The organism is Vulgatibacter sp. (genome assembly GCF_041687135.1).
In the GTDB taxonomy this organism is placed as follows: domain Bacteria; phylum Myxococcota; class Myxococcia; order Myxococcales; family Vulgatibacteraceae; genus JAWLCN01.
Window position 1 is genome coordinate 700,801 of sequence record NZ_JAWLCN010000001.1, and the last position, 24,971, is coordinate 725,771.

A 24,971-nucleotide genomic window follows, 5' to 3' on the forward strand; every position below is an offset into this window, starting at 1 on the left:
CCTTCCGGATGGGGGGATGATCCCCGATGGGAGAGGGGGAGGAACGACGATGCCCAGACTCGCAGGGATCGCGCTGGCGATCGCACTGGCAGGATGCGGCGTGGAGCGCGACGTGCGCTTCGTCGTGGAGACGGACGGCGAGGCCCGCGCCACCGAGCTCGAGCTCCGCGTCGACGAGGAGACCCGCTTCTTCGAGCAGGTCGCCCACGGTGACGACATCGTGGAGCGCGGCGTGCTCGAAGGAACCCGCGTCTCCTTGAAGGCCCGCAACGGCGGCGACGAGGGACGGGTGCTGCTCCGCGCCTTCGTCGACGACTGCGAGGTCGCCGAGCAGCATTGCGACGGCACCGCCTGCGTGAGCTTCGTGGAGCTCACCGTCGACGAGGGCTGCTAAGCGCCACGTTCCGGATGGCGGACCCAGCTCTGCACCGAGGGCCGCTCCCAGAGCTCGTCGGAGTAGCGGCGCGCGGCTTCGGGGATGTCGACGCCGTGGTGGATCGGCCGGCGGAGCGTCACCGCCAGCTCGTAGTCGGCGAGGGTGGGCGCACGGCCCGCGAGCGGCGCCCTGGTGGCGACGACGCGGAGCAGCCGGTCGAGATCGGCCAGCGCCCCTTCGCTCATCCCCGGACCCTTCTCGCTGCCGACCACGCCTTCGAAGGGAAGGCTGCGCCGCAGCTCGCCGAGATCGCTGCGGAGGAACGAGAGCGCCTGGAGATCCCGGGCGCGATCCCGCGGGCTCGAGGGGAGCATGCGCTCGTGGGTGGGGAAGGCATCCTCGAGGTAGAGGAGGATCGCCAGCGATTCGGCGAGCCAGGTCTCGCCGTGGCGCAGGCCCGGCACCTTGCCGGTGAGGGTCTTCGCCTCGTAGGCGCCGCCGCGGTTCTCGCGCCTGGCGAGGTCGAAGCGCTCGAAGCCGAAGATGAGCCCCTTCTCGCGGAGCGAGATCCAGACCGAGAGCACCCAGGGGGAAACGAGCCGGCGATCGCCGTAGAGAACGAGTTCTTCCATGCGCTGCACCTCCTGGCCTCAGGCTCGACCGGCGGAGGGCCGGGCACAAGCGGCATTTCGGGCGGTGGTGGATCAGCGCGCTGCCGGCGAACGCCCGGCGGCGATGGTCTCCATGTCGCGGCGGAGCACGCCGGCGCCGGCCACGAGGATCACGCCGGCGAGGGCGATGGCGCCGCAGTTGAGCGCGATGCCGGTGCCGAGATCGGAGAGGTCGCTCACCCGCCCGATGAGCCAGGGCGAGAGGGCGTCGCCGAGCATGTGGATCACCAGCACGTTCACCGCGATCGCCGAGGCGCGCATGTTGGCGGGGACCACGTTGCAGATCGCCGCGTTCAAGGGGCCGGTGTTGAAGAAGAGGAAGAAGAGCGCGAGGAAGGTCGCGGTCCAGTAGAGCGCCGGCGATCCGCCCAGCACCGCCACCAGCCCCGCCGGCGTGGCGAGGAGGAGCCCCGCGCCGGAGGCGAGGAAGTAGCCGCCCTGGTGGCGCCCGTGGATCCGGTCGCCGAGCCAGCCGCCGGCGATGGTGCCGAGGAAGCCCGCCACCACCAGCACCGCGCCGAAGAGGAAGCCGGCGCGATCGAGGGGCACGCCGCGCTCGCGGAAGAGGAAGGTGGGCCACCAGGCGGCGAGCCCGCCCATGGCGAAGGTGGCGGCGGTATAGCCGGCGGTGTTGACCACGAAGGAGCGGGTCTTCGCCAGGGTGCGGAGGATCGCGCGCAGGCCGACGGCGCCCACGTGCTGGGCGCCCTCGTCGCTGGCGCCGCGGGGCGGCTCGCGCATGAAGAGCGCCAGGAGGCCGAGGGCGAGGCCGGGCACGCCGGCGACGAGGAAGGCGTTGCGCCAGCCGTAGTGCTGGCCGATGGCGCCGCCCAGGGTGAAGCCCAGCGCCGATCCCACCGGCAGTGCGGCGTAGAAGAAGGAGAGCATCCGGCCCCGGCGCTTCACGTCGTAGAGGTCGGAGATCATCCCGGGGGCCACCGCCGCGTAGCCCGCCTCCCCCACGCCGATGAGCGCCCGCGCCAGCAAGAGCTCGTTGAAGGAGCCGGCCAGGCCGCTCCACACCGTGGCGGCGCTCCACACCAGCACGCCGCCGCCCACGAACCATTTGCGCGGGAGCCTGTCGCCATAGAAGCCGGTGACGGGCGAGGCGAGGGCGTAGACCACGAGGAAGCTCGAGGAGAGCACGCCCATCTGCGCGTCGTTGCGCCCGAACTCCTGCTGCACCAGCGGCAGCATCCCCGCGATCACGTAGCGGTCGAGGTAGTTGAGCAGGTTGATCAGCGTGAGGACGAGCAGCGTGGCGTGGGCACGCAGCAGGCCCGGCGTCGGGGCGGCGAGGGTGGCGGTACGGGACACGGCTGCAGCCTACGATCGAAGGGCCTCGCCATGCGACACGCGTGTGGGGGACCGGGCCACGGCGATCCACCCGAGGCCGTCGAGGGTCGGCGTCGCCCGCGCCTCCTCGAAGCCTGCAGCTGCCAGGGTCCGCACCAGGTCACCAGCGCCGAAGGCGCCGCTCGCTCGGGCGGCGATCCGCCAGCAGGCCATGGTGAAGGCGAGGCGCGGGCCGGAGCGCCGCAGCGTCTGCGCCACCGAGCGCAGCGCCTCCGGGAGCTGCTGGTGGCTCGGCTCGAGGAGGGCGAGCACGCCGCCCGGGCGGAGCACCCGGCGGATCTCCGCCAGCGCCGCGGCGCGATCGGGCAGGAGGTAGAGGAAGGAGTGGGCGGTGGCAGCGTCGATGCACCCACTGCGAATGGGCAGGTGGTGGGCGTCGCCGCGGATCCAGGCGCACCGACGCGCGCCGTCGGCGAGGAGCGCCCGCCGGAGCATCGGCTCCACCAGGTCGAGGCCGATCACCTGGTCGCCTGCGCGCGCAGCAGCGGCGAGGGCGAGGGAGGAGCGGCCGGGGCCGCAGCCGAGATCGAGGATCCGCCGCGGCCCGTCGCTCGCCGGCACGTGGGCGAGGAGTCCCGCGTTGTGGCCGAGCCAATGCTCGTGGGCGGTCATCCAGTCGTAGACGCTGGCCCCGAAGCGGAAGATGAGCGGGGAGAGGGCCATGGGTGGTCAGCGCCCGAAGCGCCGGTAGAGCATGCCCCAGCGCACGCCGCGGTCGCTGGCGACCACCGCGGCGAAGCCCATCTTCTCCAGCACCGCAGCGAGGATCTCGGCGCCGGCGACGATCACGTCGGCGCGCTTCGGGGGAAGGCCGGGGAGCTTCTTGCGCTCGGCGAGCCTCATGGCGCCGAGGCGCTGGGCGAGGTCGCGGACCTCGCCTGCGGTGAGGCTCCTTCCGTGGACCTGCGCGCCGTCGTAGCAGTCGAGGCCGAGGTGGATCGCCACCAGGGTGGTCACGGTGCCGGCGATGCCGACGAGGGTGGCGCCCGGGGGCGGGCGGGGCGCCTCCGCCAGCGTCGCGGCCAGGTCGCGGCGCAGCTGCAGCAGCTCCTCGCCGCCGGGCGGATCGCCGTGGAGCCAGCGCTCGGTGAGGCGCACCGCGCCGACGTCGAAGGAGCGGCGGAAGATCACCGTGTCGCCGGTGCCGTAGACGAGCTCGGTGGAGCCGCCGCCGATGTCGACCACGGCGAGCGAGTCGCCGGCGTGGCCGAAGTCGCGGTGGGCCGACTCGTAGGCGAGGGCGGCCTCGGTGTCGCCGGAGATCACCTCCACCGTGACGCCGGAGGCCTCCTTCGCCGCCTCGAAGAAGAGGGCGCCGTTGGTGGCGTCGCGGGCGGCGGAGGTGGCGGTTACCACCAGCTCCTCCGCACCGGCGGCGCGGGCAGCAGCGGCGAAGGAGCGGACCGCTGCCACCGTCTCCTCGATCGCTGCAGGATCGAGCCGCTTCGTGCGATCGACGCCGCGGCCGAGCCGGGTGATCTCCATCCGCTCGTCCACGGCGCGGAACGAACCGTCCGCCGCGTGTTCCGCGACGAGCAGGAGGACGCTGTTGGTGCCGACGTCGATGGTCGCGTAGCGCTGCGGATTCATGGCTGCCTCGGTCGGAGCGGAGGCCTCCACGCTGCACCGCAGCGCCGCGGGGATCCAGCAGAAAGCGGGCCCGGCGTGCCCTCCCGCGAACAAATGAAAACGCCGGCGCGGTCACCCGCACCGGCGTCCCCGGTCCCTGCAGGGCCTGCCTACTTTGCCGCGGGCAACGGACCCCACGAGGCCTGCACGAAGGCCGCCTTGCCCTTGATGCCGATCTTGTGCTGCACGTTGCCGTCGGCGCTCGAGACCCAGAGCGATTTGGTGCCGTCGCGGTCGGAGGTGAACATCATCATCCTGCCGTTGGGCGCCCAGGTCGGGCCCTCGTTGTTGCCCTGGCCCTGGGTGATGCGGCGGATCTCCTTGCTGCCGACCTTGATCACGAAGACGTCGAAGGCGAGGCGCTCGTCGCGGGCGGTGAAGGCGATCTCGTCGCCGCGGGGCGACCACACCGGCGTCTGGTTGTAGTTGCCGGCGAAGGTGAGCCGCTCCACGCCGGTGCCGTCCGCGTTGGCCACGAAGATCTGCGGGTTGCCGTGGCGGTCGGAGACGAAGGCGAGCTTCTGGCCGTCGGGCGACCAGGAGGGCGAGGTGTCGATGCCCGGCGAGTTGGTGATCCGCTTCAGGCCCGACCCGTCGGCGTTGATCACGTAGATCTCCGAGTTGCCCTCGTCGGCGAGGGTGAAGGCGATCTTCTTGCCGTCCGGCGAGAAGGCGCCGCCGGTGGCGATGTCGCCGCGGCTGACCAGCGCCTTGCTGCGGCCGCCGGGCAGCTCGGAGCGCCAGAGCTCGGGCTTGCCGTTGGGGTAGTTCCGGCTCCGCTTGTAGAGGGTGTAGACGACCTTGTCGCCGGCGGGCGACCACGCGGGCAGCAGGGCCATGCCGCCGCCGCGCTCGGAGACCGGGGCGGCGTTCTTGCCGTCCCAATCCGCCACCCAGACCTCGCGGGCGCTGGGTCCGCGCTTCACGAAGGCGATGCGGGTGGAGAAGGCGCCGGGCTCGCCGGTGAAGTGCTTCACCAGATCGTCGGCGAAGCGGTGGGCGAGGCGGCGGGCGTCGGCGCGGCGGCCCTCGTAGGTGGCCACGAGATCCTGGCGGTGGGTGGCCACGTCGTAGAGGCGGAAGGTGGCCTGGACGCCGCCGGCGCTCGGGGTCACCTGCACCTTGACCAATCCTTCCGCGGAGACGTCGGACCAGCGGGTCCAGACGATCCCTTCGGCGGTCGCCGGCTCGCGCGGATCGGCGAGGAAGGCCTTGCGGGGCACCACGTCGAAGAGGCCGCTCGCCATCAGGTCGAAGGAGAGGGCCTCGTGGATCTCCTCGGCGGGGGCGACCTCGTCGCCGGTGGCGAGCGGGTTGGCGACGGCGATGGGGTAGGGGCGGAAGGTGGCGCCGGAGATCTCCAGCGTGGCGCGCTGCGCTTGTGCCACGAAGGGGAGCGCGGTGAGGGCGAAGGCGAAGAGAAGGACGAGACGACGCAAGGCACTGCCTCCTGATCACGGACGCGCCGGGGGTTGCGCGGCGTGGTGGCTCTCCCCTGCAAACGATTCGGCGGGCCGCCAGCCGGGAGAGCTGCTGGCGGCGCTGCGGCGTTGGATGCCGCGTCAGGGCTTGAAATTCAGGTCGATCCCCTCGCGGGCGAGGGTGCGCGCGAGATGCTCGGGGGGCGGTGGCACCGGCGAGGCCCGCTGCACCGCAGCTTCCAGCGCGGAGTCGAAGGTGCCGTTGCCCGAGCCCTTGACGATCTCGAAGCGGGAGATCCGGCCCGCGGGCTCGATGAAGATCCGCACGGTGGCGTTCAGGAACATGCGCTCGCGCTCGGAGATGGTGGAGGGCAGCTTGTACTGATCCTTCACCCGCCGCTCGAGCAGCGCGTAATAGGCCTCGCCCTGCGCGTGATCGCTGTCGCCCTCCGCGTGGCCGTCGAGCTGCCCCGGCAGATCCTCGGCGGGGCCCGCGATCGCGCCGGTCTGGAAGCGCTTCATGATGTCGTCGAGCTTGGCCTTGGTGTCCTGCTTCGCATCCCGCGGCGCAGCGGCCTGGCTCGCAGCCGGCTTGGCCGAAGCGGGACCGGGAGGCGCCGGCGTGGGCTTCGTGGCTGCAGGGGTCGGGCTGGGCGTGGGGATGGTCTTGGCGTCGGGCTTCGGGGGCGTAGGCGCCGGGGTCGCTGCAGGGGCGGCTTCCGCCACCGGCGTCTTCTGGCCCGGCGTCGGCACCGGCGCCTCCTTCGGCGCGGGGGGCACCGCAGGGGCGGTGGGCTTGCGGGGCAGCCACTCCTTCGGACGCGGCTTGCCGAGGCGCACGAGCATCGGCTTCTGCATCGGCTCCGCGGGGCCCGTGTCGCCGAAGATCGAGACGCCGATCATCGCCAGCACCAGCGCGCCGTGCAGGCCGATCGACGCCATCCAGGCCCAGCCGTAGGGCTGCTTGCGGCCGGCGAGCGGACTGCGTGCGATCGCGTCGGGAAGCGACACGGGCGGCTACCTCTTGCCCTTGGCGGGCTTGGCGTCCTTCATCTGGCGCTCGACGGGATCGGTGATCATGCCGATCGCCGGGATCCCCGCGTTCTGCACCCGGGCCATCACGTCCACCACGAAGCCGTAGTCGAGGCTGCGGTCCGCGTGGAGGTGGAGCTCCTTCTGCTTCTGCGCCTTGGGGTTGTGCTTCAGCTTCTCCTCGAGCTCCTCGAGGGAGACCGGGGCGTCGCCGATGTACATGGAGCGATCGGCCTTGATCGCGAGCACCAGCAGATCGGAGTCCTTCTCCTCGATCGCCTGTGCCTTCGCCTCCGGCAGGTCGACCTTCACGCCCTGCTGGATCAGCGGGGCGGTGACCATGAAGATGATCAGGAGCACCAGCATCACGTCCACCAGGGGCGTGACGTTGATCTCGCTCATGCCGCTGCGGCCGCCGCCGCTCGAGAAACCCATCGCTAGATGCTCCCGATCAGCGGACGAAGTGGCGCTTGACGATGTTGAGGAAGTCCGAGGCGAAATTCGCCATCTCGCTGTCCAGCACCTTGATGCGCGACACGAAGTGGTTGTAGGCGATCACCGCGGGGATCGCGGCGAAGAGGCCCACCGCGGTGGCGATGAGCGCCTCGGAGATCGGCTTGGCGACCGTGGCCAGGTTGGCGTTGCCGGCGGCGTAGATCTCGTTGAAGGCCCGCATGATGCCCCACACCGTGCCGAAGAGACCGACGAAGGGCGCCGCCGCTGCGGTGGTCCCGAGGAAGGGCGTCTGCGCCTCGAGGTGGGTCAGCTCCGAGGTGGCGGCGCGACGGAGCGCGCGCTCGATGTTCTCGAGGCCGTCGGCGTCGGTCTTGCCGCCGGTTCCCTCGCCGGTGAGCTTCACCAGCTCGACGTAGCCCGCACGGAAGACCTGCGAGACCGGCGACTCCTTGAGCATCTCCGCCTTGGCGTAGATGTCGGGCAGGTTCTTGCTCTGCCAGAAGCTCTCGAGGAAGGAGAGGGACTGCTCCTGCGCGGTGCGCAGCTGCAGGGTCTTCCGGACGATGATCGTCCAGCTCCAACCGGAGGCGAGGAGGAGGAGCCCCAGCACCGAGAGGCCGACGGGGCCACCCGCGAGGATGGCGTCGATGTAGTCGATTCCTGCTGCTGCAATCGTAATCGGCATGGAAAACCGGGGGGTTGCAAGGGTTCAGGTCGTGGTAGCACGCGGCTCGCCGGGGGGTCAACGCGCACCCATCCCCGAGCCTGTGGCGGTTTCTTCGCCCTTCGACAGCTGGCACGGCTTGAATCTTCCCGAGGGCTCGGCCGTCCCTGTGGGCGAAGATGCAACCGAATGCCCGGCGAGAGAGCGACCATGGTCCCAACCCACCTGAAGATGCTGGCCTGCGCTGCCGCGGCTTCCGTGCTGCCGGCCTGCGTGATCTACGACGAGGACCCCGAGCTCCGGATCTACTGGGAGTTCATCGGCGCCGCCTCCTGCGAGCAGGCGGGGGTGAGCGACATCCTCATCCAGATCGACGGCCCCACCGGCTTCGAGGAGTTCGGCTTCGTCCCCTGCACCCTGGGCTTCGCCGACATCCCCGACGATTTCCCCAGCGCCGGCGATCTCGAGTCGGGCGACTACTTCGTCACCGTCCTCGGCTTTCCGCCGGGGGAGGGCGGCGCCACCTGGCTCGCCGAAGGGGGGATCGATCTCCACGGCGGCTTCAACGAATTCACCTTCGGCCTCGCGCCCTTCTGACGTCCCGGGCCCTCGACTCCAGGGGGCACGCTCCGGTATGAGCCGTTCCATGCAGGGAGCGACGATGGGCAAGATCGGGGTCTTCGATTCGGGCGTGGGCGGGCTCACCGTGCTCCACGCGCTGCACCGGCGCCTGCCGGCAGAGCCCACCGTCTACCTCGGTGACACCGCCCGGGTGCCCTACGGGACCAAGAGCCCCGACACGGTGATCCGCTATTCGCGGACCAACGCGCGCTTCCTCCTCCAGCACGACCTGCGCCTCCTCGTGGTCGCCTGCAACACGGCAACCGCCCACGCCCTCGAGGCGCTGCAGGCGGAGCTGCCGGTGCCGGTGATCGGCGTGGTCGAGCCCGGCGCCAGGGCCGCAGCGGCCCTCACCCGCACCAGGCGGATCGGCGTGATCGGCACCGCCGGCACCATCGCCTCCGGCGCCTACCAGCGCGCCCTCGCCCAGGCGATCCCCGGCGCCGAGGTGGTGGCCCGGGCCTGCCCGCTGCTGGTGCCGCTGGCGGAGGAGGGGTGGACCGAGGGCGAGGTGCCGCGGCTGGTGGTCGAGCGCTACCTGGGCGATCTCCGCGGCTCCATCGACACCCTGGTGCTGGGCTGCACCCACTACCCGCTGCTGAAGGAGGCGATCGCCGACGTCCTCGGGCCGCAGGTGGCGCTGGTCGATTCGGCGGAGGCCACCGCCGCCGCAGTGGAGGACGCGCTCCGGGGCCGGCCTGCCGCGGGGGGCGGCACGCCTACGCGGCGCTATTTCGTCACCGACGTGCCTGCGCGTTTTCCCGAGATCGCCGCCCGCTTCCTCGGCCACGTGCCCGAGGCGGTGGAGCAGGTGGACGTGTGACCAATCCTTGACGTCCGGTCGTTTCTTCCCCGACCATGCGGGCATTCCCCTGAGCGAGGTCGACCCCGTGAAGCGTCTGGCACCCGTCGTGTTCCTCCTGGCCGCATTCGCCCTCGTCGCCTGTGGCAGCGACGACCAGCGCAGCGATCCTGCTGGCGGTGGCGGCACCGGTGGCGCAGGTGGTGCGGTCGGACCCACGGCGCCGGCGTTCGCCGGCCTCGCCGAGGTGACGTCGGACGGCGCCGGTCTCGCCTACCTCTACTGGCTGCCCGCCAGCGACGCGGAGACCGCCGCCGAGGAGATCCGCTACAAGGTCTGGGTGTGGCAGACCCACCCGGACGGCGGCACCACCGGCGATTCCTACGACTGGACCCAGACCATCGATCGCTGCACCCCGCGCTGCCGCTGGCAGTTCTCCCTGGGCCAGGACAACGTGACCTGGTTCGCGGTGGAGGCGATCGACGCGGACGAGATGTCGACCGGCCTCGACGTGGTGGTCCCGGCGACCACCAACAAGGCGGAGCCCTCGATCACCGGCGTCAGCCCGACCTCCGCCGACGTCGGCGACGAGATCGAGGTGATCGGCGAGCACTTCCTCGACGAGCGCACCTCCGACGACGCTCTCACCCTCGGCGGCGAGCCGATCGAGGCGGAGTTCATCACCGGTTGGGATACGCGTCGGATCCGCTTCGTCCTCCCCGCGGGCTTCGCCAGCGGCGCCATCGGCGTGAAGACCCTGAACGGCACGGCGACCGCCGAGCTGGTCGTGAACGAGTAAGGCGGATTGCTACGTGGCCGCTCGTCGGCCACACTTGCCCCCAATGGCCGCCCCGAAAAATTTCGTCGCCGGGTTCAACCACAACATCAAGCACCGCGGGCAGGTCTTCCACGTCCAGACCGAGGACTCCGGGTCCGAGATCGCCGTGATCTCGACCCACCTCTTCGTGGGCGGGACCATCCTCGCGTCGCGGCGGTCGTCGTATGGCGATCTCGCCGGCGCCGCCGATCTGCAGGCGCAGGTCCGGGTGCGGATGGAGGCGCAGCACAAGCAGGTGCTGCGCGATCTGGTCAACGGCGACTTCGAGTCGAAGCTCCGCGGGCTGCCCTCCTACCAGCCCGGCCAACTCGCGGACACCCCCACCGGCAGGCCGCCGGTGACGCGGTCGGTGACGCCGCCGGTGCACGTGACCCGCTTCGACAACGGCGTGGTGGGAGGCGCGGCGGCGCCGCGTCCGGGCAACGTCGCCGTCGGTGCGCCGCTCCACCTGCAGACGCCGGGACCGCCAGCTGCACGGGCGCTCGCAGCGACCCCTGGGCCTGCCCGGCCCATCGAGCCGCTGCAGGCCCACGCCGCGAGCCCCGGCCCCGCCAGGACCATCTCCGCGATCGAGCCGCCGCCGGATCTGCGGACGCCGGGGCCGGCGCAGCCGGTGCGCCACGCCGCTTCCCTCGGGGCCTTCGGCGCCGACGTGATCAGCGACAAGAGCCTCGACCAGGTGATCCTCGCCTACCTCGCAGGCGAGACGGACGAGTAGCAAAAGGCCGCTCGTCCGACCGGCTTCCAGCCGAGCGGTTGAAACCGCAGGGAGGCGCTGCTATAGGGGCGCCGCCCACCCGTCCCATAGCGGACATCTGGAGGCCTTCATCATGCATGCTGCGACCTCGCGCGAGACCGCGCGTTCCGCCGACCCGGCCCTCGTCGCCCGTCTCGTGGAGATCGCCGGCCGCATGCGCGTCGACATCATCGAGATGCTCGCTCGCGCCGGCTCCGGCCACCCCGGTGGATCGCTCTCCGCGATCGACATGGTGACCGCCCTCTACTTCCACGTCCTCGCCCACGATCCGAAGAACGCTGCGTGGGACGGCCGCGACCGCTTCGTGCTCTCCAAGGGCCACGCCGTTCCCGCCGTCTACGCGGTGATGGCGGAGGCGGGCTACATCTCCCGCGACGACCTCCAGACGCTGCGCGTCCTCGGCAGCCCGCTGCAGGGCCACCCGGTGAAGTCCTTCGTGCACGCCCCGGGCTGCGAGGCCAACACCGGCTCGCTGGGCCAGGGCCTCTCGGTGGCGCAGGGCATGGCGCTGGCCGCGAAGCTCGACGGCGCCGCCTGGCGGACCTACTGCATGCTCGGCGACGGCGAGATGCAGGAGGGCCAGGTGTGGGAGGCGCTGATGAGCGCGCCCAAATTTGGCCTCGACAACCTCACCGCCATCCTCGACTACAACAAGGGCCAGATCGACGGCCCCACCAACGAGGTGATGAACCTCGAGCCGCTGCAGCAGAAGCTCGAGGCCTTCAACTGGCACGTGATCCGGATCGACGGCCACGACATCGCCGCCTTCCTCGGCGCGATCGAAGAGGCGAAGTCGGTGACCGGCAAGCCGACCTTCATCATCGCCGACACGGTGAAGGGCAAGGGCGTCTCCTTCATGGAGAACCGGATCGAGTGGCACGGCGCCACCCCGAACCCCGAGCAGACGAAGCAGGCCCTCGCGGAGCTCAAGCGCTAATCCACCTTTCGCCGGTGCGACGCAGCGCTCTCGAGCGCGCGGCCCGGCGCATTCCGCCAGTGGGCGGGAAAGCGAGATTGCAGATGACCAGCAAGGCGACCCGGCAGGCGTTCGGCGAGGCACTCGCCGCCCTCGGCGCGACCCACGAGAACATCGTGGTCCTCGACGCCGACCTCTCCAAGTCGACGAAGTCCGACCTCTTCGCGAAGAAGTTCCCCGAGCGCTTCTTCGAGATGGGCATCGCGGAGGCCAACATGCTCGGCACCGCCGCGGGCCTCGCGCTCTCGGGCAAGGTGCCGTTCTGCTGCTCCTTCGCGGCGTTCATCACCGGCCGCTACGACCAGATCCGCATCTCGGTGGCCTACTCCGAGGCCAACGTGAAGATCGTCGGCACCCACGCCGGCGTGGCGATCGGCGACGACGGCTACTCGCAGCAGGGCCTCGAGGACATCGCCCTGATGCGCGCCATCCCGACGATGGCGGTGGTGCAGCCTGCGGACGACATCGAGACCGCGGCGGCGGTGAAGTACCTGGCCGAGCACCAGGGCCCCGCCTTCCTGCGCCTCACCCGGCAGAACGTGCCCCGCGTCCACGCGGAGGGCTACGAGTTCCGCTTCGGCAAGGTGGACACCCTGCGGGAAGGCACGGACGCGGTGATCTTCGCCTCGGGCGGCACCGTGGGCAACGCGATGGCAGCTGCGGAAGCGCTGGCCGCCGAGGGGATCTCCCTGCGCGTGGTCAACGTCCACACCATCAAGCCCCTCGACGTCGAGGGCGTGGTCGCTGCGGTGAAGGCCTCGGGCAACCTGGCGATCACCGCCGAGGACCACACCGTGATCGGCGGCCTCGGCGGCGCCATCGCCGAGTGCCTCAGCGAGAATCACCCGGCGAAGCTCCTCCGCATCGGCGTGCAGGACGTCTTCGGCGAGTCGGGCGCCCCCGCGGAGCTCGTGGCCAAGCACGGCCTCGACGTCGCGGGCATCGCCCGGCAGGTGAAGGCCTTCCTCGGCCGCTGATCCTGCGTTTCGCTGGAATGCGAGAGGCGCTTCTCACGCCATGTGAGAGGCGCCTTCGTGTATCGGCGGGCCTGCCCGCTCGCCTGGGATGCTGCCGCACGAGCGACTTCCCACAGGCCCGGCGGCTGCGCGGGCCCCGCGCTATCGGGTAGAGAGAACGGTAGCTTCCGCGACCAAAGGCGCTTGCGTGATCGAGCTCTACCGCCTCCACAAGCTCTACAAGGGCGAAGTCCCCGCGCTCGACGACGTGAACCTCGTCGTGGGGAAGGGCGAGTTCGTCTTCCTCACCGGCTCCTCGGGCGCCGGCAAGAGCACGCTGCTGCGCCTGATCATGGCGGCGGAGGAGCCCACCCGCGGGCAGATCATCGTCGGCGGCCGCAACCTCGCCCGCATCGATCACAAGGGGATCCCCTTCCTGCGGCGCAACATGGGCGTGGTCTTCCAGGACTTCAAACTGCTGCCCACCCGCACCGTCTTCGACAACGTCGCCCTCACCCTCGAGGTGCTGGGCACCCAGGCGAAGGACGTGAAGAAGCGGGTCGACGCGATCCTCGAGCGGGTCTCGCTGGGGCACAAGGCCGGCGCCTTTCCCCCGCAGCTCTCCGGCGGCGAGCAGCAGCGCGTGGCGATCGCCCGGGCGCTGGTCGGCGATCCGGCGATCCTCCTCGCCGACGAGCCCACCGGCAACCTCGATCCCCAGCTGACGATCGAGGTGATGGATCTGCTCACCGCCTGCAGCGCCCGCGGCACCACGGTGCTGGTGGCCACCCACGATCACACGCTGCTCGAGCGCTACAAGAAGCGCACGGTGCGCCTCGAGGCCGGCAAGGTCGCGGAGGATCGCCCGTGAACCGCCTCCTCTACTTCGTGAAGAAGGCCCTCGGCGGCATGCGCGCGGCGCCCTTCGTCCACGCGGTGGCGGCGCTCACCATCGCGGTGGCGCTGCTGCTGGCTGGCGTGGTCGGTGCCCTCGCCCTGCAGGCGCGCTCGCTCCTCGACGAGTGGGGCCTGCGGGCGGAGATCACCGTCTACCTCGCGCCGCGGGTGCAGCCCGCCGATGCCGAATACCTGGCGAAGCAGGCGGCGGAGATCACCTCGGGCACCGCCCGCTACGTCACCGCGCAGGAGGCGATGGCGCGGCTCGCCGAGGCCCTCGGCGAGGAGGGCGAGGCGCTCCGCGAGCTCCCCGAGAACCCGCTGCCGCCCTCGGTGGAGGTGGTGCCCGCGGTGGGGACCACCGCCGAGCAGGTGGAGGTCCTCGCCAGGGCGCTGCGCAAGCTCGACGGCGTGATCGAGGTGGACTACGGCCGCGCCTGGATCGAGCGGATCACCGGGCTCTCCCGTGCCGCCGGCGTGATCGGCCTCACCCTCCTGCCCCTCATCCTCCTCGGCGCCGCGGTGCTCGCCGCCAGCGTGGTCCGCCTCGCGATCCACGCCCGCGCCAGCGAGATCGACATCCAGCGCCTCGTCGGCGCCACCAACGCCTTCGTCCGCGCGCCCTTCCTCGTGGAGGGAGCGCTCGCCGGCCTGGCCGGCGGCCTCCTCGGCGCCGCCGGCCTCTTCGCCGTCGCCTCGTACGTGGGGCCGACGCTGCAGGCAGCGGTGCCCCTGCCACCGGAGCTCCAGCCCGTCGCCCTCGCCGGGCCGCTGCCGCTGCTCGTCGTGGTGGGCGCCGGCGTGCTCCTCGGCTTCGTCGCCAGCGCCATCTCCGTCGGGCGGCATCTGCGATGAGGCCGTACCTCGTCGCAGCGCTCCTCTGCATGCCGGCAGCAGCTGCAGGACAGGGCGGCGTGCAGGCGAAGAAGGCGGCGATCGCCGAGAAGCTGGACGAGGCGAAGGCCGCGGTTGATCGCATCCTCCGGCAGGAGAGCGACGTCGGCACCGAGGTGGAGCGGGCGGAGGAGGTGCTCCGCACCGCCGAGGAGGCTGCGCGCCTCGCCGAGGCGGAGCTCGCCGCAGCCCGCCAGGCCCTCGACGCCGCCCGCGCAGCCGAAGACCACGCCCGCACCACGCTGCAGCAGCGCTCGGACGCGCTGGGCCCGCGGCTGCGGGCGCGCTACCGGATGATGCGGCAGGGCGGCGCAGGGGCCCTGCTCCTCGCCGATTCGCCCGCTGCCTGGCTTCGTCTGCAGCACGCCTTCGACACGCTGCTCGGCGCCGATCTGGCGGCCTTGCGCGACTTGCGCGGCATCGCCGACGCCCACGCGGCGGCCCGCGCGGAGCTCGAGCCGGCGGAGGCCGCCGTGGCCCGCCGCGTCGCCGAGGCGGCGTCGATGGAGGCTGCGGCCCGGGGCGCAGCGGAGACGCGGCAGCTCCTCCTCGCCTCGGTCCGGGAGGAGCGCAGGCTCCGCGAGGGGGTGGTCCGGGAGCTGGCCGCCTCGCAGCGGCGCCTCGACGCACAGCTCGCCCGCCTGCGCAGCGAGGCCGCGGTGCCGAAGACCGGCTTCGGCCTGCTCCGCGGCAGGCTGCCGTGGCCGGTGGTGGGCTCGGTGGTGGAGGTCGCCTTCGGCAAGGTGGTGAACGCGAAGTTCAACACCGTGACCCAGCAGAACGGCCTCGATCTCCGCATCCACGAGGGGGCCGAGGTGCGGGCGGTGGGCAAGGGGCAGGTCGCTTTCGCCGGCTGGTTCCGGGGCTATGGGAACCTCGTCATCGTCGACCACGGGGACGGCTTCCACACGCTCTATGCGCATCTCGCCGCTACCGCGGTGCAGGTCGGCGCCACCGTCCAGCCCGGTGATCTGGTGGGGCTGGTGGGCGACACCGGCTCCCTGAAGGGCGCCTACCTCTACTTCGAGATCCGCGCCAACGGGAAGCCGGTGGATCCGCTGGGGTGGTTCGCTCGCTAGGGTGCTCGTTGGATCCCGCCCCGACATCGGCTTAGGATCGGGGGATGCGCCGTCTTCCCCATCTCGCCTCGCTGTTTTGCGCCTTCGTTGCAGGCATCGCCTTCCACGCCTCCATCGACAGCGCCCGGGCAGCGGGTTACGGCAAGCTCGACGTCTTCGCGCGGGTCCTCGCCTTCGTGGAGAACAACTACGTCGACGAGGTCGACGGCGATCAGCTGGTCTACGGCGCGATCAAGGGGATGCTCGCCTCGCTCGATCCCCACACCATCTTCCTGCCGCCCGAGGAGTACCAGGCGATGCGCGCCGACACCTCCGGTGAGTTCGGCGGTCTCGGCGTCGAGGTGATGGCGGACGAGGCGTCGCTGCTGGTGGTGGCGCCCATCGACGACACCCCCGCCTCCCGCGCCGGCATCAAGGCCGGCGACAGGATCCTCGCCATCGACGGGGAGAGCACCAAAGGCATGAGCGTGGCGGTGGCGGTGCGGCGCATGCGCGGCGCGCTCGGGACCCGGGTGATCCTGAGCGTGATGCGCGAGGGTTTCGACGCGCCGCTGCAGCTGGCGCTGCTCCGGGACCGGGTGCGGGTGCAGAGCGTGGAGTGGCGGCTCTACCCGGACGGCCGCGGCTACGTGAAGATCAAGAGCTTCCAGGAGCGGACCGACGAGCACCTCGGCAAGGCGCTGGGCGCGATGCGCGAGAAGAACGGCGGCAAGGAGCTCGCGGGGCTGGTGATCGATCTGCGCAACAACCCCGGCGGCCTGCTCGATCAGGCGGTGCGCGTGGCGGATCGCTTCGTGGGCGAGGGGCTCATCGTCTCGACGGAGGGGCGCGGCGGCAGGCAGCTCGAGGCGGAGCGCGCCCACGCGGCAGGGACCGAGCCCGCCTATCCGCTGGTGGTGCTGGTCAACGGCGGCTCCGCCTCCGCCAGCGAGATCGTCGCCGGCGCGCTGCAGGATCACGATCGAGCGGTGGTCCTCGGCACCACCACCTTCGGCAAGGGCAGCGTCCAGACGGTGATCGATCTCGACGACGGATCGGGCCTCAAGATGACCATCGCCCGCTACTACACGCCGAAGCACCGCACCATCCACGGCAAGGGCGTCGAGCCCGACCTGGTGGTGAAGGACGAGGAGGCTGGCGAGGCGGTGGCGGTGAACGCGCTGGCCCACGGGAAGGGCCGCATCGAGCCGGTGGCCACCAGCCGCAACGCGGAGAACCTGCAGGTGATCGATCAACAGCTGGACCGCGCGCTCCACGCGCTCGGCTCCTGGGAGCGCTTCCGCGCCGAGCTCGCCCGCAAGGCGAAGCCCGCGAGCCAGGTGGCGGTGCAGAAGCCTGCCGCCGTGCCGGCGCCCTAGCCGCCGAGCAGGCGCCAGCGGCGCAAGTCTGAACGCGTGACCATCGCTTGCCGTCCTCCGGAGCGGGCCGCACCGTTTCCGCAGGCTCGAACGGAGGTGAGCGCATGGCTCGCAACAAGACGTGGTGGACCATCGGTGCCGGCTCGCTCGCAGCGCTTCTCATGGTCGGCTGCCAGGGCAGCGGCCAGCAGGAGCAGGAGCAGCAGGCACAGGCGCCGGCGGAGCAGGCAGAGCAGGCGCAGGAGCAGGCGGAGCAGCGGCTCGAAGAGGCGCAGAGGGCGCAGGAGCAGGCTGCAACGGAGCAGGAGGACGTCGGCTCCGCGCAGGAGGATGTGGCGCAGGCCCGTGAGGAAGCGCAGCAGGCCGAGCAGGAGCTCGCCGAGGCGCAGCAGGAGGCGCAGCAGGAGCGCCAGCAGGCCATCCAAGCGCAGGAGCAGGCGCAGGCCGAGACCCAGCAGGCCCAGCAGGCTGCAGAGGCGCGGCAGGAGGAGGCGCTCCAGGCGCAGCAGGAGATGGGGCCGGGTGCTGCCACCGGCGGCGCGGTGGCCGCGCAGGGCCAGCAGACGGTCTCCGGCCAGCTCGTGGAGGTGACGGAGGAGGAGATCCGCGTCGGCCCCGAGAGCGGCAACGAGGTCCGGCTCCAGGTGAACGAGCAGACCCAGGTGATGCGTGACGGCCAGATGGCCTCGCTCCAGGAGCTGCAGCCCGGCACCCAGGTTCGCGCCAGCTACGAGCTGCAGGAGGGGGAGCCCGTGGTGACCCGCCTCGAGGCGACGAGCAGCGGCTCGCACCAGCAGTAACCGGGAACGACCGGTAGACGAGGGCGTGCATCCCTGCCGCCGCCCAGCGATGCCCTCGGCCTCCACGGCCGGGGGCATCGCCTTTTCGCCGCTGCGCGCGGAGCCGATCGCTCGGCCCACGTGCCGGCGCCATCCTTGCCGGCGACCTTGCCGGGATGCAGCTTTGCAGCAGTGAACGTGCTTGCTGCACGGAGGTGGTGTGATGGCGCGAGCGATCGGGACGGGGGCTGCCGTGCTGGCGGCGCTGCTCCTGGCTGGTTGCCAGGGAGGCGAGGGCGAGGCGCAGCGGCCCGCCACGCCTGCGGAGCAGGCGGAGGCGGCGCAGAAGGAAGCGCACAAGGCACTCGAGCAGGCGCGCACGGCACAGCAGGATGCGATGGAGAAGCAGGAGGCCGTGGCCGGGGCGCAGCAGCAGCTCGAGGAGGCGCGGGCCGAGGTCGAGGAGGCGGAGCGGCGCGTGGAGCAGGCGCGGCAGGAGGCCCGCGAGGCGCAGCTCCAGGCGCAGCGGCAGGCACAGCAGGCGCAGCAGGTGGCGCAGGCCGCGCAGCAGCGGGCGCTCGAGGCGCAGCAGCAGCAGGCTGCAGGGGCCGCGAGCCAGGCGCAGGTGGTGGCGGGGCAGGTGGCCTCGGTGACGCCCCGGCAGCTGCGCGTGGTGGGGCCGCAGGGGAACGACATCGCCCTGCGGATCACCGAGCAGACCCAGGTGACCCGCGGCGGACAGCCCGCCTCCCTGCAGCAGATCACGGAGGGCACGCAGATCCGCGCGAGCTACGAGCTCCAGGCGGGCGAGGCCACCGCCACGCGGATCGAGATGCGTTGAGGAGGGGTGATGCGGTTGCGTTGGCTGGCAGGAGCGGCTCTGGCGGGCGCGGTGGCGCTCGTGGGCTGCGATCAGGACGAGGAGCGGCGGGCGGAGATGGCGCGGCAGCAGCCCCTCGGCAACCAGGTGTTGCAGGGCGAGGTGCTCACCCGCTCCGCCGACGTCGTGAAGATCGAGACGTCGCCGGGGGCGAGCCTGCCGCTGCGGGTCACCGAGGAGACCGAGGTGATCGTGGGCGGCGAGCGGGCCACGCTCGAGCAGCTGGAGCGGGGGCGCGAGGTGCGCGCCACCTTCCGCTACGAGCGCGGCAGGCCCGTGGCGGTGCGGATCGAAGCGCCGGCGCCTTAGGCGCTGGTCACCCGCACCGTGGTCTTCATCTGCCTGCCGGTGGCGAGATCGCGCGCCGACGCGGTGAGGATCCCTTCGATGTTGACGTCGAAGGTGATCTCCATCTGCGCCGCGCCCGCAGGTCCCGCCGGCAGGCCGCCGAAGGTGAACTCGCCGAGCAATTCGTTGTGCTGCACCTCGGGCAGGTCGCCCTGGAAGATCCGCACCACCACCTCCTGCTGGCCGTCGAAGGAGGTGGTCGCCGGCACCTGCCGCGCGTTGGGGATCGACGCGTTGCGGGGGAAGACGACGTGCATCCTCCTGCCCGCAGCCTCGATGCCGATCGCCATCGGGATCACGTCGAGGAGCTGCACCTTGAGGTCGGTGTCGTCCTCGAAGGAGTGGGCGTAGAGCGCCGCGCCGATCGCCACCGCCTCGTCGGGATGGACGCCCTTGGACGGCGGCTTGCCGAAGAAGCGGGTGAGCCGCTCCTGGATCAGCGGCATGCGGGTCTGTCCGCCGACGAGGAGCACCTCGTCGATGTCGCGGGTGGAGAGCCCCGCGTCGACCAGCACCTGCGCCACGGTCTGGAGGGTGCGGTCCACCAGCTTGCCGGTGAGCTGCTCGAGGAGCTTGCGCGTGAACATCATCTCGACGTTCAGCGGCTTGCCCTGCGGCGTCATCGCGATGAAGGGGATGTGGAACGAGGCCTCGGTGCGCTGCGAGAGATCGATCTTGGTGCGCTCGGCGAGGTCCTTGATCCGCTGCATCGCCACCGGATCCTGCGAGAGGTCGATGCCGTGGCGCGCCTCGAAGTCCTTGAGGACCAGGCGGATGATCGCCTCGTCGAAGTCGAGGCCGCCGAGGAAGATGTCGCCGCCGGTGGCCTTCACCTCGAAGACGCGGTCGCGGATCTCGATCACCGAGACGTCGAAGGTCCCGCCGCCCAGATCGTAGATGAGCACCCGCTCGGCGAGGCCCTTGCCGACGCCGTAGGCGAGGGCGGCAGCGGTGGGCTCGTTGATGATCCGCACCACGTCGATGCCGACCTGCTTGCCCGCCTCCTTCACCGCCTGGCGCTGGCGATCGGTGAAATAGGCCGGGACGGTGACCACCGCCCGATCGACCTTCTCCTGGAGGTGGTCGGAGGCGATGTTGCGGATCCGGTCGAGGATCCGCGCGGCGACCTCGCTCATCTTGAGCGAGCGCTGGGCCACGTCGATGAGGACCTCGTTCTGGCCCTCTTTCAGCTCGTAGGCCACGAGGCTCTTCATCGTGTCGACGACCTCGGACTTGTAGTTGCGTCCGATGAGCCGCTTCGAGGCGTAGACGGTGTTGCGCGGGTTGAGCTGCCACTGGCGCTTCGCCTCGTGGCCGATCAGCTCGTGGCCCTTTTCGTCCACCGCGAAGATCGACGGGATGGTGAAGTCGCCGCCCTTGTAAGGGATGAGCTTCACCTTGCCGTCGCTCTCGACGACGGCGGCGCAGGAATTGGTCGTGCCCAGATCGATGCCGATGATCGGCGGCGTGGTCCCCATGGCGTCGGATACTAAACCAGGCGCGGGCACAGTTCATCTATCCCTGCAGCTTTGCTCCGGATGGTTAATCCTAGGCGATCGAGCGGGCCCTCCCTGGTCCCTATGGGGCCCTGGCTGGGAATTGGCGGCGGCGGCGGCACGGTTGCCGAAAAAGCCATCTACTTGGTGCACCCAGGAGGTTCATTGGACGCGCGCCACTACCTCGAATCGGTCGGATCCGAGGTCAAGAGCATCTTCATCGAGAACCGGATGATCCTCTCCTTCGAGGAGTGGATGGGCGAGTTCCTCCGGGAACCGGTGCGCCACGCGCGCTCCTCCGCCCAATACCTGCGGGACGCCCTCGATCACTTCGGCACCCGCACCGTCCAGACGCCGATGGGCGCCTTGCGCCGCTTCAACCTCTTCGACCGGGCCTTCGACGCTGGCCAGGGCAGGGTGGCCGGGCAGGAGGCGGCCCAGAACGAGGTCTACCGGATCCTCGGCAACTTCATCCGGACCGGCAGGGCCAACAAGCTGATCCTGCTCCACGGGCCGAACGGCTCGGCGAAGAGCTCGATCGTGGCCGCCCTCTCCCGTGGCCTCGAGGTCTACAGCCGCGCCCCCGAGGGCGCGCTCTACAAGATCAACTGGATCTTCCCCACCGAGAAGCTCACCAAGGGCTCGCTGGGGTTCGGCGCGGAGCGCGCCGGTCCGCACGGCGAGCTGGCGACCTTCGCCCACCTCGAGTCCGAGGACGTGGACGCCCGCATCGCCTGCGAGATGAAGGACCACCCGCTCTTCCTCGTGCCCCACGGCGAGCGCCGCAAGCTCCTGCAGGAGCAGCTGGGCCGGGACGGCGGCAGCGACTTCGTCCTCTCGACCTACATGCTCGAGGGGGAGCTCTGCCACAAATGCCGGCAGATCTACTCGGGCCTCCTCGGCGCCTACAACGGCGACTTCCTCAAGGTCCTGCGCCACGTGCAGGTGGAGCGCTTCTACGTCTCGCGCCGCTACCTGAACGGCGCGGTGACGGTGGAGCCGCAGGTCTCGGTCGACGCGAGCTACCACCAGGTGACCGCGGATCGCTCCATCGGCCACCTGCCGCCGGCGCTGCAGAACCTCGACATCTTCGAGCCCTTCGGTCCGCTGGTCTACGCGAACCGCGGCGTGGTCGAGTTCTCCGACCTGCTCAAGCGCCCGATCGACACCTACAAATATCTGCTCGGGACCACCGAGACGGGCGTGCTGCCGATGGAGCACTTCCTGCTCCACCTCGACGAGGTGATGATCGGCACCGCCAACGACAAGCACCTCTCCGCGTTCAAGGACCTCGCCGACTTCGCGTCGTTCAAGGGCCGGATCGAGCTGGTGCAGGTGCCCTACCTGCGCCGGGCCACCGCCGAGCGGGAGATCTACGACGTGCAGGTGACCCGCGAGGCGGTGGGCAAGCACATCGCCCCGCACGCCACGCAGGTCGCCGCGATCTGGGCGGTGCTCACCCGCTTGAAGCGCCCGGAGCCGGAGCATTACGAGCCGGTCCTCCGCGACGTGATCGAGGATCTGGCGCCGATCGAGAAGCTGCGGCTCTACGACGAGGGTCGCGTTCCGGACCGGCTCCCCTTCGCCCTGGCGAACGAGCTGCGCAAGGCGATCCCGGCCATCTACCACGAGTGGGACGTCTCTCCCGCCTACGAGGGACGGGCAGGGGCCTCGGCCCGCGAGATCAAGACCGTGATCTTCAACGCCGCGCAGAAGGCGGGGCACACCTGCCTCACGCCGATGGCGGTGCTCGACGAGCTGCGGCAGCTCTGCAAGGACAAGTCGATCTACGAGTTCCTGCAGGCAGAGGTGCGCTTCGGCTACCACGATCCCGAGGAGTTTTTGCAGGTGGTGGAGGCGGAGTACCTCGACGTGATCGACGACGAGATCCGCGACTCGATGGGGATGATCACCGAGAGCCAGTACGAGGAGCTCTTCGAGCGCTACGTCGTCAACGTCTCCCACTGGCTCAAGGGCGAGAAGATCGCCAACCGCGTCACCGGCACCAGCGAGCGTCCGGACGAGGCGCGGATGGCGGAGATCGAGTCGCTGATCAAGCCGGAGGGCGAGGACCGCAGCTCCTTCCGCCGCGGTCTGATCTCGGCGATCGGCGCCTGGCGCCTCGACCATCCCTCCGAGCGGAAGGTGGAGTACGGGCAGGTCTTCCCCGAGCTCTTCCGGCGCCTGCGCGATCATTTCTTCGAGGAGCGGAAGCGCACGCTGCGCCGCAACAAGGAGAACGTGCTCGCCTACCTGGCGGAAGAGGCGGCCGATCGCCTCGAGGCGAAGGATCGCGTCGGCGTGGAGGAGATGCTCCGCAACATGCGCGAGCGCTACGGCTACTGCCCCAGCTGCGCGAGGGACGCGATCCTCCTGCTGATGCGGCGCCGCTACGCGGACTGATCGCGCGGCTGCCGCAGGCGCAGCGAGAGCGACGCCCCCGCCGCCAGATGGCAGCGGGGGCGTCGTCCGTTCGGCGGAGGAGGGGAGCGAGCAGGCCCCGCCCGGCACGCCCGGGTAGGAGGGCCTCCCACTCTCGAAAGGCGGAAGAGCCCACGCCGCGACCCGGTTGACCCCCCGCATTTGATCGCACCGCCCCGTCGCTGCGATGATCCAATTCCACACCGGGAGACAGCCGCATGCTTCGTCGCTCTGCCCTTCTCGCCCTTCCCGCCTTCCTCGCCGGCATCGGTGGTGCCACCGTGCTCTGGGGAAACCAGGCGGCTGCCATCGACGCGCAGCCGGCACTCGTCGCCGGCGCGAACGTGCAGGCGGCGGCGCCAGCGGCGATCGTCGAGGCGGCGGACGCGGTGCCCGTGGTGGCGCCGCCTGCAGCGGCCCCCGGCACCCGCTCCAAGGTGATCAAGGAAGTCCTCCCCTCCAGCGTGCGGATCCAGCTCCTCCGCGAGGGCTCGGTGAGCCGCGCCGCCTCCGGCGTGGTGATCGGCTTCCGCAAGGAGGCCGAGGGCCACGTCGGCTACGTGATCACCAACACCCACGTGGTGGAGACGAAGGATCCCGAGGGCACGACGATCCAGGTGCTCGTCGACCGCAAGGGCAAGACCAGCAGCTACGCTGCCAGGGTGGTCGCCCTCGGCGAGGTGCCGGACATGGATCTGGCGCTCCTCGAGGTGCCGGATCTGGTGGGCCGCGCAGCGGAGCTCGTCTCCGACTCCGACCTCGAGCTCGGCGACGACGTGGTGGCGGTGGGTGCGCCCTTCGGCCGCGGCCTCTCGATCTCGAGCGGCATCGTCAGCCAGCTCGATTGGGACGACGCCGGCGCCGCGCAGGCCTTCAAGACCGACGCGCCGATCGGCTACGGCGCCTCCGGCGGCGGGATCTTCCGGGTGCCCGACGGCAAGTTGCTCGCGGTGATCGAGGGCTACCGCACCGCGAAGGTCTCGATCCCCATGGCGGAGAAGAGCTACTCCTTCGACGTGCCGATGCCGGGCGAGACCTTCGCCGCCCCCGCAGCGAAGGTGCGCCGCTTCCTCAAGAGCCGGGGCGTGGCCCACCTGGTGGCGGGCCTCTTCCCCGGCGAGAAGCTCGAGGCGAAGCCCGCGGTCGAGACCGCGGCACGCTGAGGCGGCCCGCCGGTCAGTTCGCCTCGGGCAGCGACCGCTCTTCCTCCGTCGCGCGTCGCGGCTCGCGGGGCTCGCTGCGCCAGCCCTGCGTCGCAGGATCGGCCACGATCTCGACGGCGAAGCCGAAGTTCGCTCCCTCCACCGGGACGAAGGTGGCGCGCACCTCGGTGCCCGGCTGGATCTCCCGCAGGCCCGCCCGCTGATCGCCGATCCGGAGCTCCGTCTGCGGCGTCGCCTCGAGCTTGATCCAGCTGTGGCTGTCCTCCGGCTCGATCACCCAGCTCGACACCGCGTTGCCGACGAGCTTGCCCCGGACCTCCCTGCGCTCGCCCAGGCGCAGGGGCTCCGCCAGCGTCTCCGGCTCGCGGCCGATGTCGTAGAGCGGCGGCGACTCCGGCGACGGCGCTGCCAGGACCTCGGCGCCGTCGACCTGCGCGCCGGAGCCACGGGGAACCGGCGGGAAGTCGCACGCGGCCATGGCTACCGCCGCTGCGACGAGGCCCATCCACCGTACGTTCATCGAGCCACCTCCCCGCCAGCCTTCTCGACGCCGGGGCGTTCCCCGTCCTCGTCCTCCGGACGCGGGATCTCGATCCAGCGGGCGATCCGCTTGCCGTCCTCGGTGACGTAGGAGGCCCGCACCGGCTGGCCTTCGCGCAGGTCGGCGAAGCCGCCGACGCCGCCGTCGACGAAGACCGAGGTCTCCGTCGCCGCGGTCAGGGGCACGGTGCCGTCCGTCTCCTCGACGACGACGATGCCCTTGCTCGAGTCCACCGAACGCACGCGGCCCTCGACCTCTTGGCTGCCGAGCGCCGAGACGTCGATCGGCGAGGGGTCCCGTCCCATACCCGTGTGCCGCGGCGCACGTCCCGTGGCCTGCATCGCACAGCCACCGAGGGAAAGCGCCACGACCGCAGCCACCGTCCATCTCCACGCCGCCATCCGCACCTCCGTCTCCTACAACGTGGGGCCGGTGCCCGTCCCCTGCCCACCCCGGTGACCGCATCGGGGCGCGGGATGTCGGCGGTCGCACGGTCGGCGGCAGGACGACGGGCGGAGCGGGCACTCGTTCCTTGCCAGTGGCAGCTGGATCTGCAGCGG

27 protein-coding genes are annotated in these 24,971 nt (G+C 71.0%); 16 read left to right on the forward strand and 11 right to left on the reverse strand.

The window, feature by feature from the left end; genetic code table 11:
* The first annotated feature begins 49 nt into the window (after positions 1–49).
* Positions 50–394, forward strand: coding sequence for a hypothetical protein (locus ACESMR_RS03185; RefSeq protein WP_373044979.1), 345 nt, complete (start codon positions 50–52; stop codon positions 392–394).
* Here the strand turns inward: ACESMR_RS03185 and yfcF are convergent.
* The 8 genes from yfcF to ACESMR_RS03225 form a co-directional block, all read right to left on the reverse strand.
* Positions 391–1,008: a glutathione transferase gene (yfcF, locus tag ACESMR_RS03190; RefSeq protein ID WP_373044981.1), complete on the reverse strand. Its 618-nt coding sequence runs from the start codon at positions 1,006–1,008 to the stop codon at positions 391–393. The genes ACESMR_RS03185 and yfcF overlap by 4 nt on opposite strands.
* Before the next feature lie 72 nt (positions 1,009–1,080).
* The gene (locus ACESMR_RS03195) at positions 1,081–2,364 is read right to left on the reverse strand and encodes a spinster family MFS transporter (protein WP_373044983.1); all 1,284 of its coding nucleotides are present in this window, start codon (positions 2,362–2,364) and stop codon (positions 1,081–1,083) included.
* Between the two features lie 9 nt (positions 2,365–2,373).
* The gene (locus ACESMR_RS03200) at positions 2,374–3,066 is read right to left on the reverse strand and encodes a class I SAM-dependent methyltransferase (protein WP_373044984.1); all 693 of its coding nucleotides are present in this window, start codon (positions 3,064–3,066) and stop codon (positions 2,374–2,376) included.
* 6 nt (positions 3,067–3,072) lie between these two features.
* Positions 3,073–3,993 carry a Ppx/GppA family phosphatase gene (locus ACESMR_RS03205; RefSeq protein WP_373044986.1) on the reverse strand — a complete coding sequence of 307 codons (921 nt, stop codon included), beginning with the start codon at positions 3,991–3,993 and terminating at the stop codon, positions 3,073–3,075.
* Between the two features lie 149 nt (positions 3,994–4,142).
* Positions 4,143–5,471, reverse strand: a complete 1,329-nt coding sequence (gene tolB, locus ACESMR_RS03210; protein ID WP_373044988.1) for a Tol-Pal system beta propeller repeat protein TolB — start codon at positions 5,469–5,471, stop codon at positions 4,143–4,145.
* Between the two features lie 123 nt (positions 5,472–5,594).
* Positions 5,595–6,464 (reverse strand): energy transducer TonB, encoded by an 870-nt coding sequence (locus tag ACESMR_RS03215; protein ID WP_373044990.1) that lies wholly within the window; start codon positions 6,462–6,464, stop codon positions 5,595–5,597.
* Between the two features lie 6 nt (positions 6,465–6,470).
* Positions 6,471–6,920 (reverse strand): protein TolR, encoded by a 450-nt coding sequence (tolR, locus tag ACESMR_RS03220; RefSeq protein WP_373044992.1) that lies wholly within the window; start codon positions 6,918–6,920, stop codon positions 6,471–6,473.
* A gap of 16 nt (positions 6,921–6,936) precedes the next feature.
* Positions 6,937–7,626 carry a MotA/TolQ/ExbB proton channel family protein gene (locus ACESMR_RS03225; RefSeq protein WP_373044994.1) on the reverse strand — a complete coding sequence of 230 codons (690 nt, stop codon included), beginning with the start codon at positions 7,624–7,626 and terminating at the stop codon, positions 6,937–6,939.
* A 189-nt stretch (positions 7,627–7,815) separates the two neighbouring features.
* Here ACESMR_RS03225 and ACESMR_RS03230 point away from each other — a divergent pair, with 189 nt between their 5' ends.
* The 13 genes from ACESMR_RS03230 (at position 7,816) to ACESMR_RS03290 (ending at position 18,751) form a co-directional block, all read left to right on the forward strand.
* A complete protein-coding gene (locus tag ACESMR_RS03230) occupies positions 7,816–8,202 on the forward strand; it encodes a hypothetical protein (RefSeq protein WP_373044996.1) in 387 nt (128 codons plus the stop codon).
* A 49-nt stretch (positions 8,203–8,251) separates the two neighbouring features.
* Positions 8,252–9,049 (forward strand): glutamate racemase, encoded by a 798-nt coding sequence (gene murI / locus ACESMR_RS03235; RefSeq protein ID WP_373045219.1) that lies wholly within the window; start codon positions 8,252–8,254, stop codon positions 9,047–9,049.
* A 67-nt stretch (positions 9,050–9,116) separates the two neighbouring features.
* Positions 9,117–9,827: an IPT/TIG domain-containing protein gene (locus tag ACESMR_RS03240; RefSeq protein ID WP_373044998.1), complete on the forward strand. Its 711-nt coding sequence runs from the start codon at positions 9,117–9,119 to the stop codon at positions 9,825–9,827.
* Between the two features lie 43 nt (positions 9,828–9,870).
* On the forward strand, positions 9,871–10,584 hold the full coding sequence (locus ACESMR_RS03245) for a hypothetical protein (protein WP_373045000.1): 714 nt from the start codon (positions 9,871–9,873) through the stop codon (positions 10,582–10,584).
* A 112-nt stretch (positions 10,585–10,696) separates the two neighbouring features.
* Positions 10,697–11,560: a transketolase gene (locus ACESMR_RS03250; RefSeq protein WP_373045002.1), complete on the forward strand. Its 864-nt coding sequence runs from the start codon at positions 10,697–10,699 to the stop codon at positions 11,558–11,560.
* A gap of 83 nt (positions 11,561–11,643) precedes the next feature.
* Positions 11,644–12,576 (forward strand): transketolase family protein, encoded by a 933-nt coding sequence (locus tag ACESMR_RS03255; protein WP_373045004.1) that lies wholly within the window; start codon positions 11,644–11,646, stop codon positions 12,574–12,576.
* A gap of 187 nt (positions 12,577–12,763) precedes the next feature.
* Complete coding sequence (ftsE, locus tag ACESMR_RS03260; RefSeq protein WP_373045006.1) at positions 12,764–13,426, forward strand: cell division ATP-binding protein FtsE; 663 nt, start codon at positions 12,764–12,766, stop codon at positions 13,424–13,426.
* Positions 13,423–14,307 (forward strand): cell division protein FtsX, encoded by an 885-nt coding sequence (locus ACESMR_RS03265; RefSeq protein WP_373045008.1) that lies wholly within the window; start codon positions 13,423–13,425, stop codon positions 14,305–14,307. Before ftsE ends, ACESMR_RS03265 begins: the two co-directional genes overlap by 4 nt.
* On the forward strand, positions 14,304–15,425 hold the full coding sequence (locus ACESMR_RS03270) for a murein hydrolase activator EnvC family protein (protein ID WP_373045009.1): 1,122 nt from the start codon (positions 14,304–14,306) through the stop codon (positions 15,423–15,425). The genes ACESMR_RS03265 and ACESMR_RS03270 overlap by 4 nt, the downstream gene beginning before the upstream one ends.
* 44 nt (positions 15,426–15,469) lie before the next feature.
* Positions 15,470–16,783 carry a S41 family peptidase gene (locus ACESMR_RS03275; RefSeq protein WP_373045011.1) on the forward strand — a complete coding sequence of 438 codons (1,314 nt, stop codon included), beginning with the start codon at positions 15,470–15,472 and terminating at the stop codon, positions 16,781–16,783.
* A 104-nt stretch (positions 16,784–16,887) separates the two neighbouring features.
* Positions 16,888–17,583 (forward strand): hypothetical protein, encoded by a 696-nt coding sequence (locus tag ACESMR_RS03280; protein ID WP_373045013.1) that lies wholly within the window; start codon positions 16,888–16,890, stop codon positions 17,581–17,583.
* 202 nt (positions 17,584–17,785) lie between these two features.
* Positions 17,786–18,403 (forward strand): hypothetical protein, encoded by a 618-nt coding sequence (locus tag ACESMR_RS03285; protein ID WP_373045014.1) that lies wholly within the window; start codon positions 17,786–17,788, stop codon positions 18,401–18,403.
* A gap of 9 nt (positions 18,404–18,412) precedes the next feature.
* Entirely contained in the window at positions 18,413–18,751 is a 339-nt protein-coding gene (locus tag ACESMR_RS03290; RefSeq protein WP_373045015.1) for a hypothetical protein, read from the forward strand.
* Here ACESMR_RS03290 and ACESMR_RS03295 read toward each other — a convergent pair.
* Entirely contained in the window at positions 18,748–20,268 is a 1,521-nt protein-coding gene (locus ACESMR_RS03295; RefSeq protein WP_373045017.1) for an Hsp70 family protein, read from the reverse strand. The two genes, ACESMR_RS03290 and ACESMR_RS03295, sit on opposite strands and share 4 nt — an antisense overlap.
* Positions 20,269–20,451: 183 nt before the next feature.
* Between ACESMR_RS03295 and ACESMR_RS03300 the strand changes: the two genes are divergently transcribed.
* A complete protein-coding gene (locus ACESMR_RS03300; protein WP_373045018.1) occupies positions 20,452–22,689 on the forward strand; it encodes a PrkA family serine protein kinase in 2,238 nt (745 codons plus the stop codon).
* 236 nt (positions 22,690–22,925) lie between these two features.
* On the forward strand, positions 22,926–23,870 hold the full coding sequence (locus ACESMR_RS03305) for a trypsin-like peptidase domain-containing protein (protein ID WP_373045020.1): 945 nt from the start codon (positions 22,926–22,928) through the stop codon (positions 23,868–23,870).
* A gap of 13 nt (positions 23,871–23,883) precedes the next feature.
* Here the strand turns inward: ACESMR_RS03305 and ACESMR_RS03310 are convergent, their stop codons facing one another.
* Both ACESMR_RS03310 and ACESMR_RS03315 read right to left on the reverse strand, forming a co-directional pair.
* Positions 23,884–24,390 (reverse strand): hypothetical protein, encoded by a 507-nt coding sequence (locus tag ACESMR_RS03310; protein WP_373045022.1) that lies wholly within the window; start codon positions 24,388–24,390, stop codon positions 23,884–23,886.
* A complete protein-coding gene (locus tag ACESMR_RS03315; RefSeq protein ID WP_373045023.1) occupies positions 24,387–24,812 on the reverse strand; it encodes a hypothetical protein in 426 nt (141 codons plus the stop codon). Before ACESMR_RS03315 ends, ACESMR_RS03310 begins: the two co-directional genes overlap by 4 nt.
* Between the last annotated feature and the right edge of the window lie 159 nt (positions 24,813–24,971).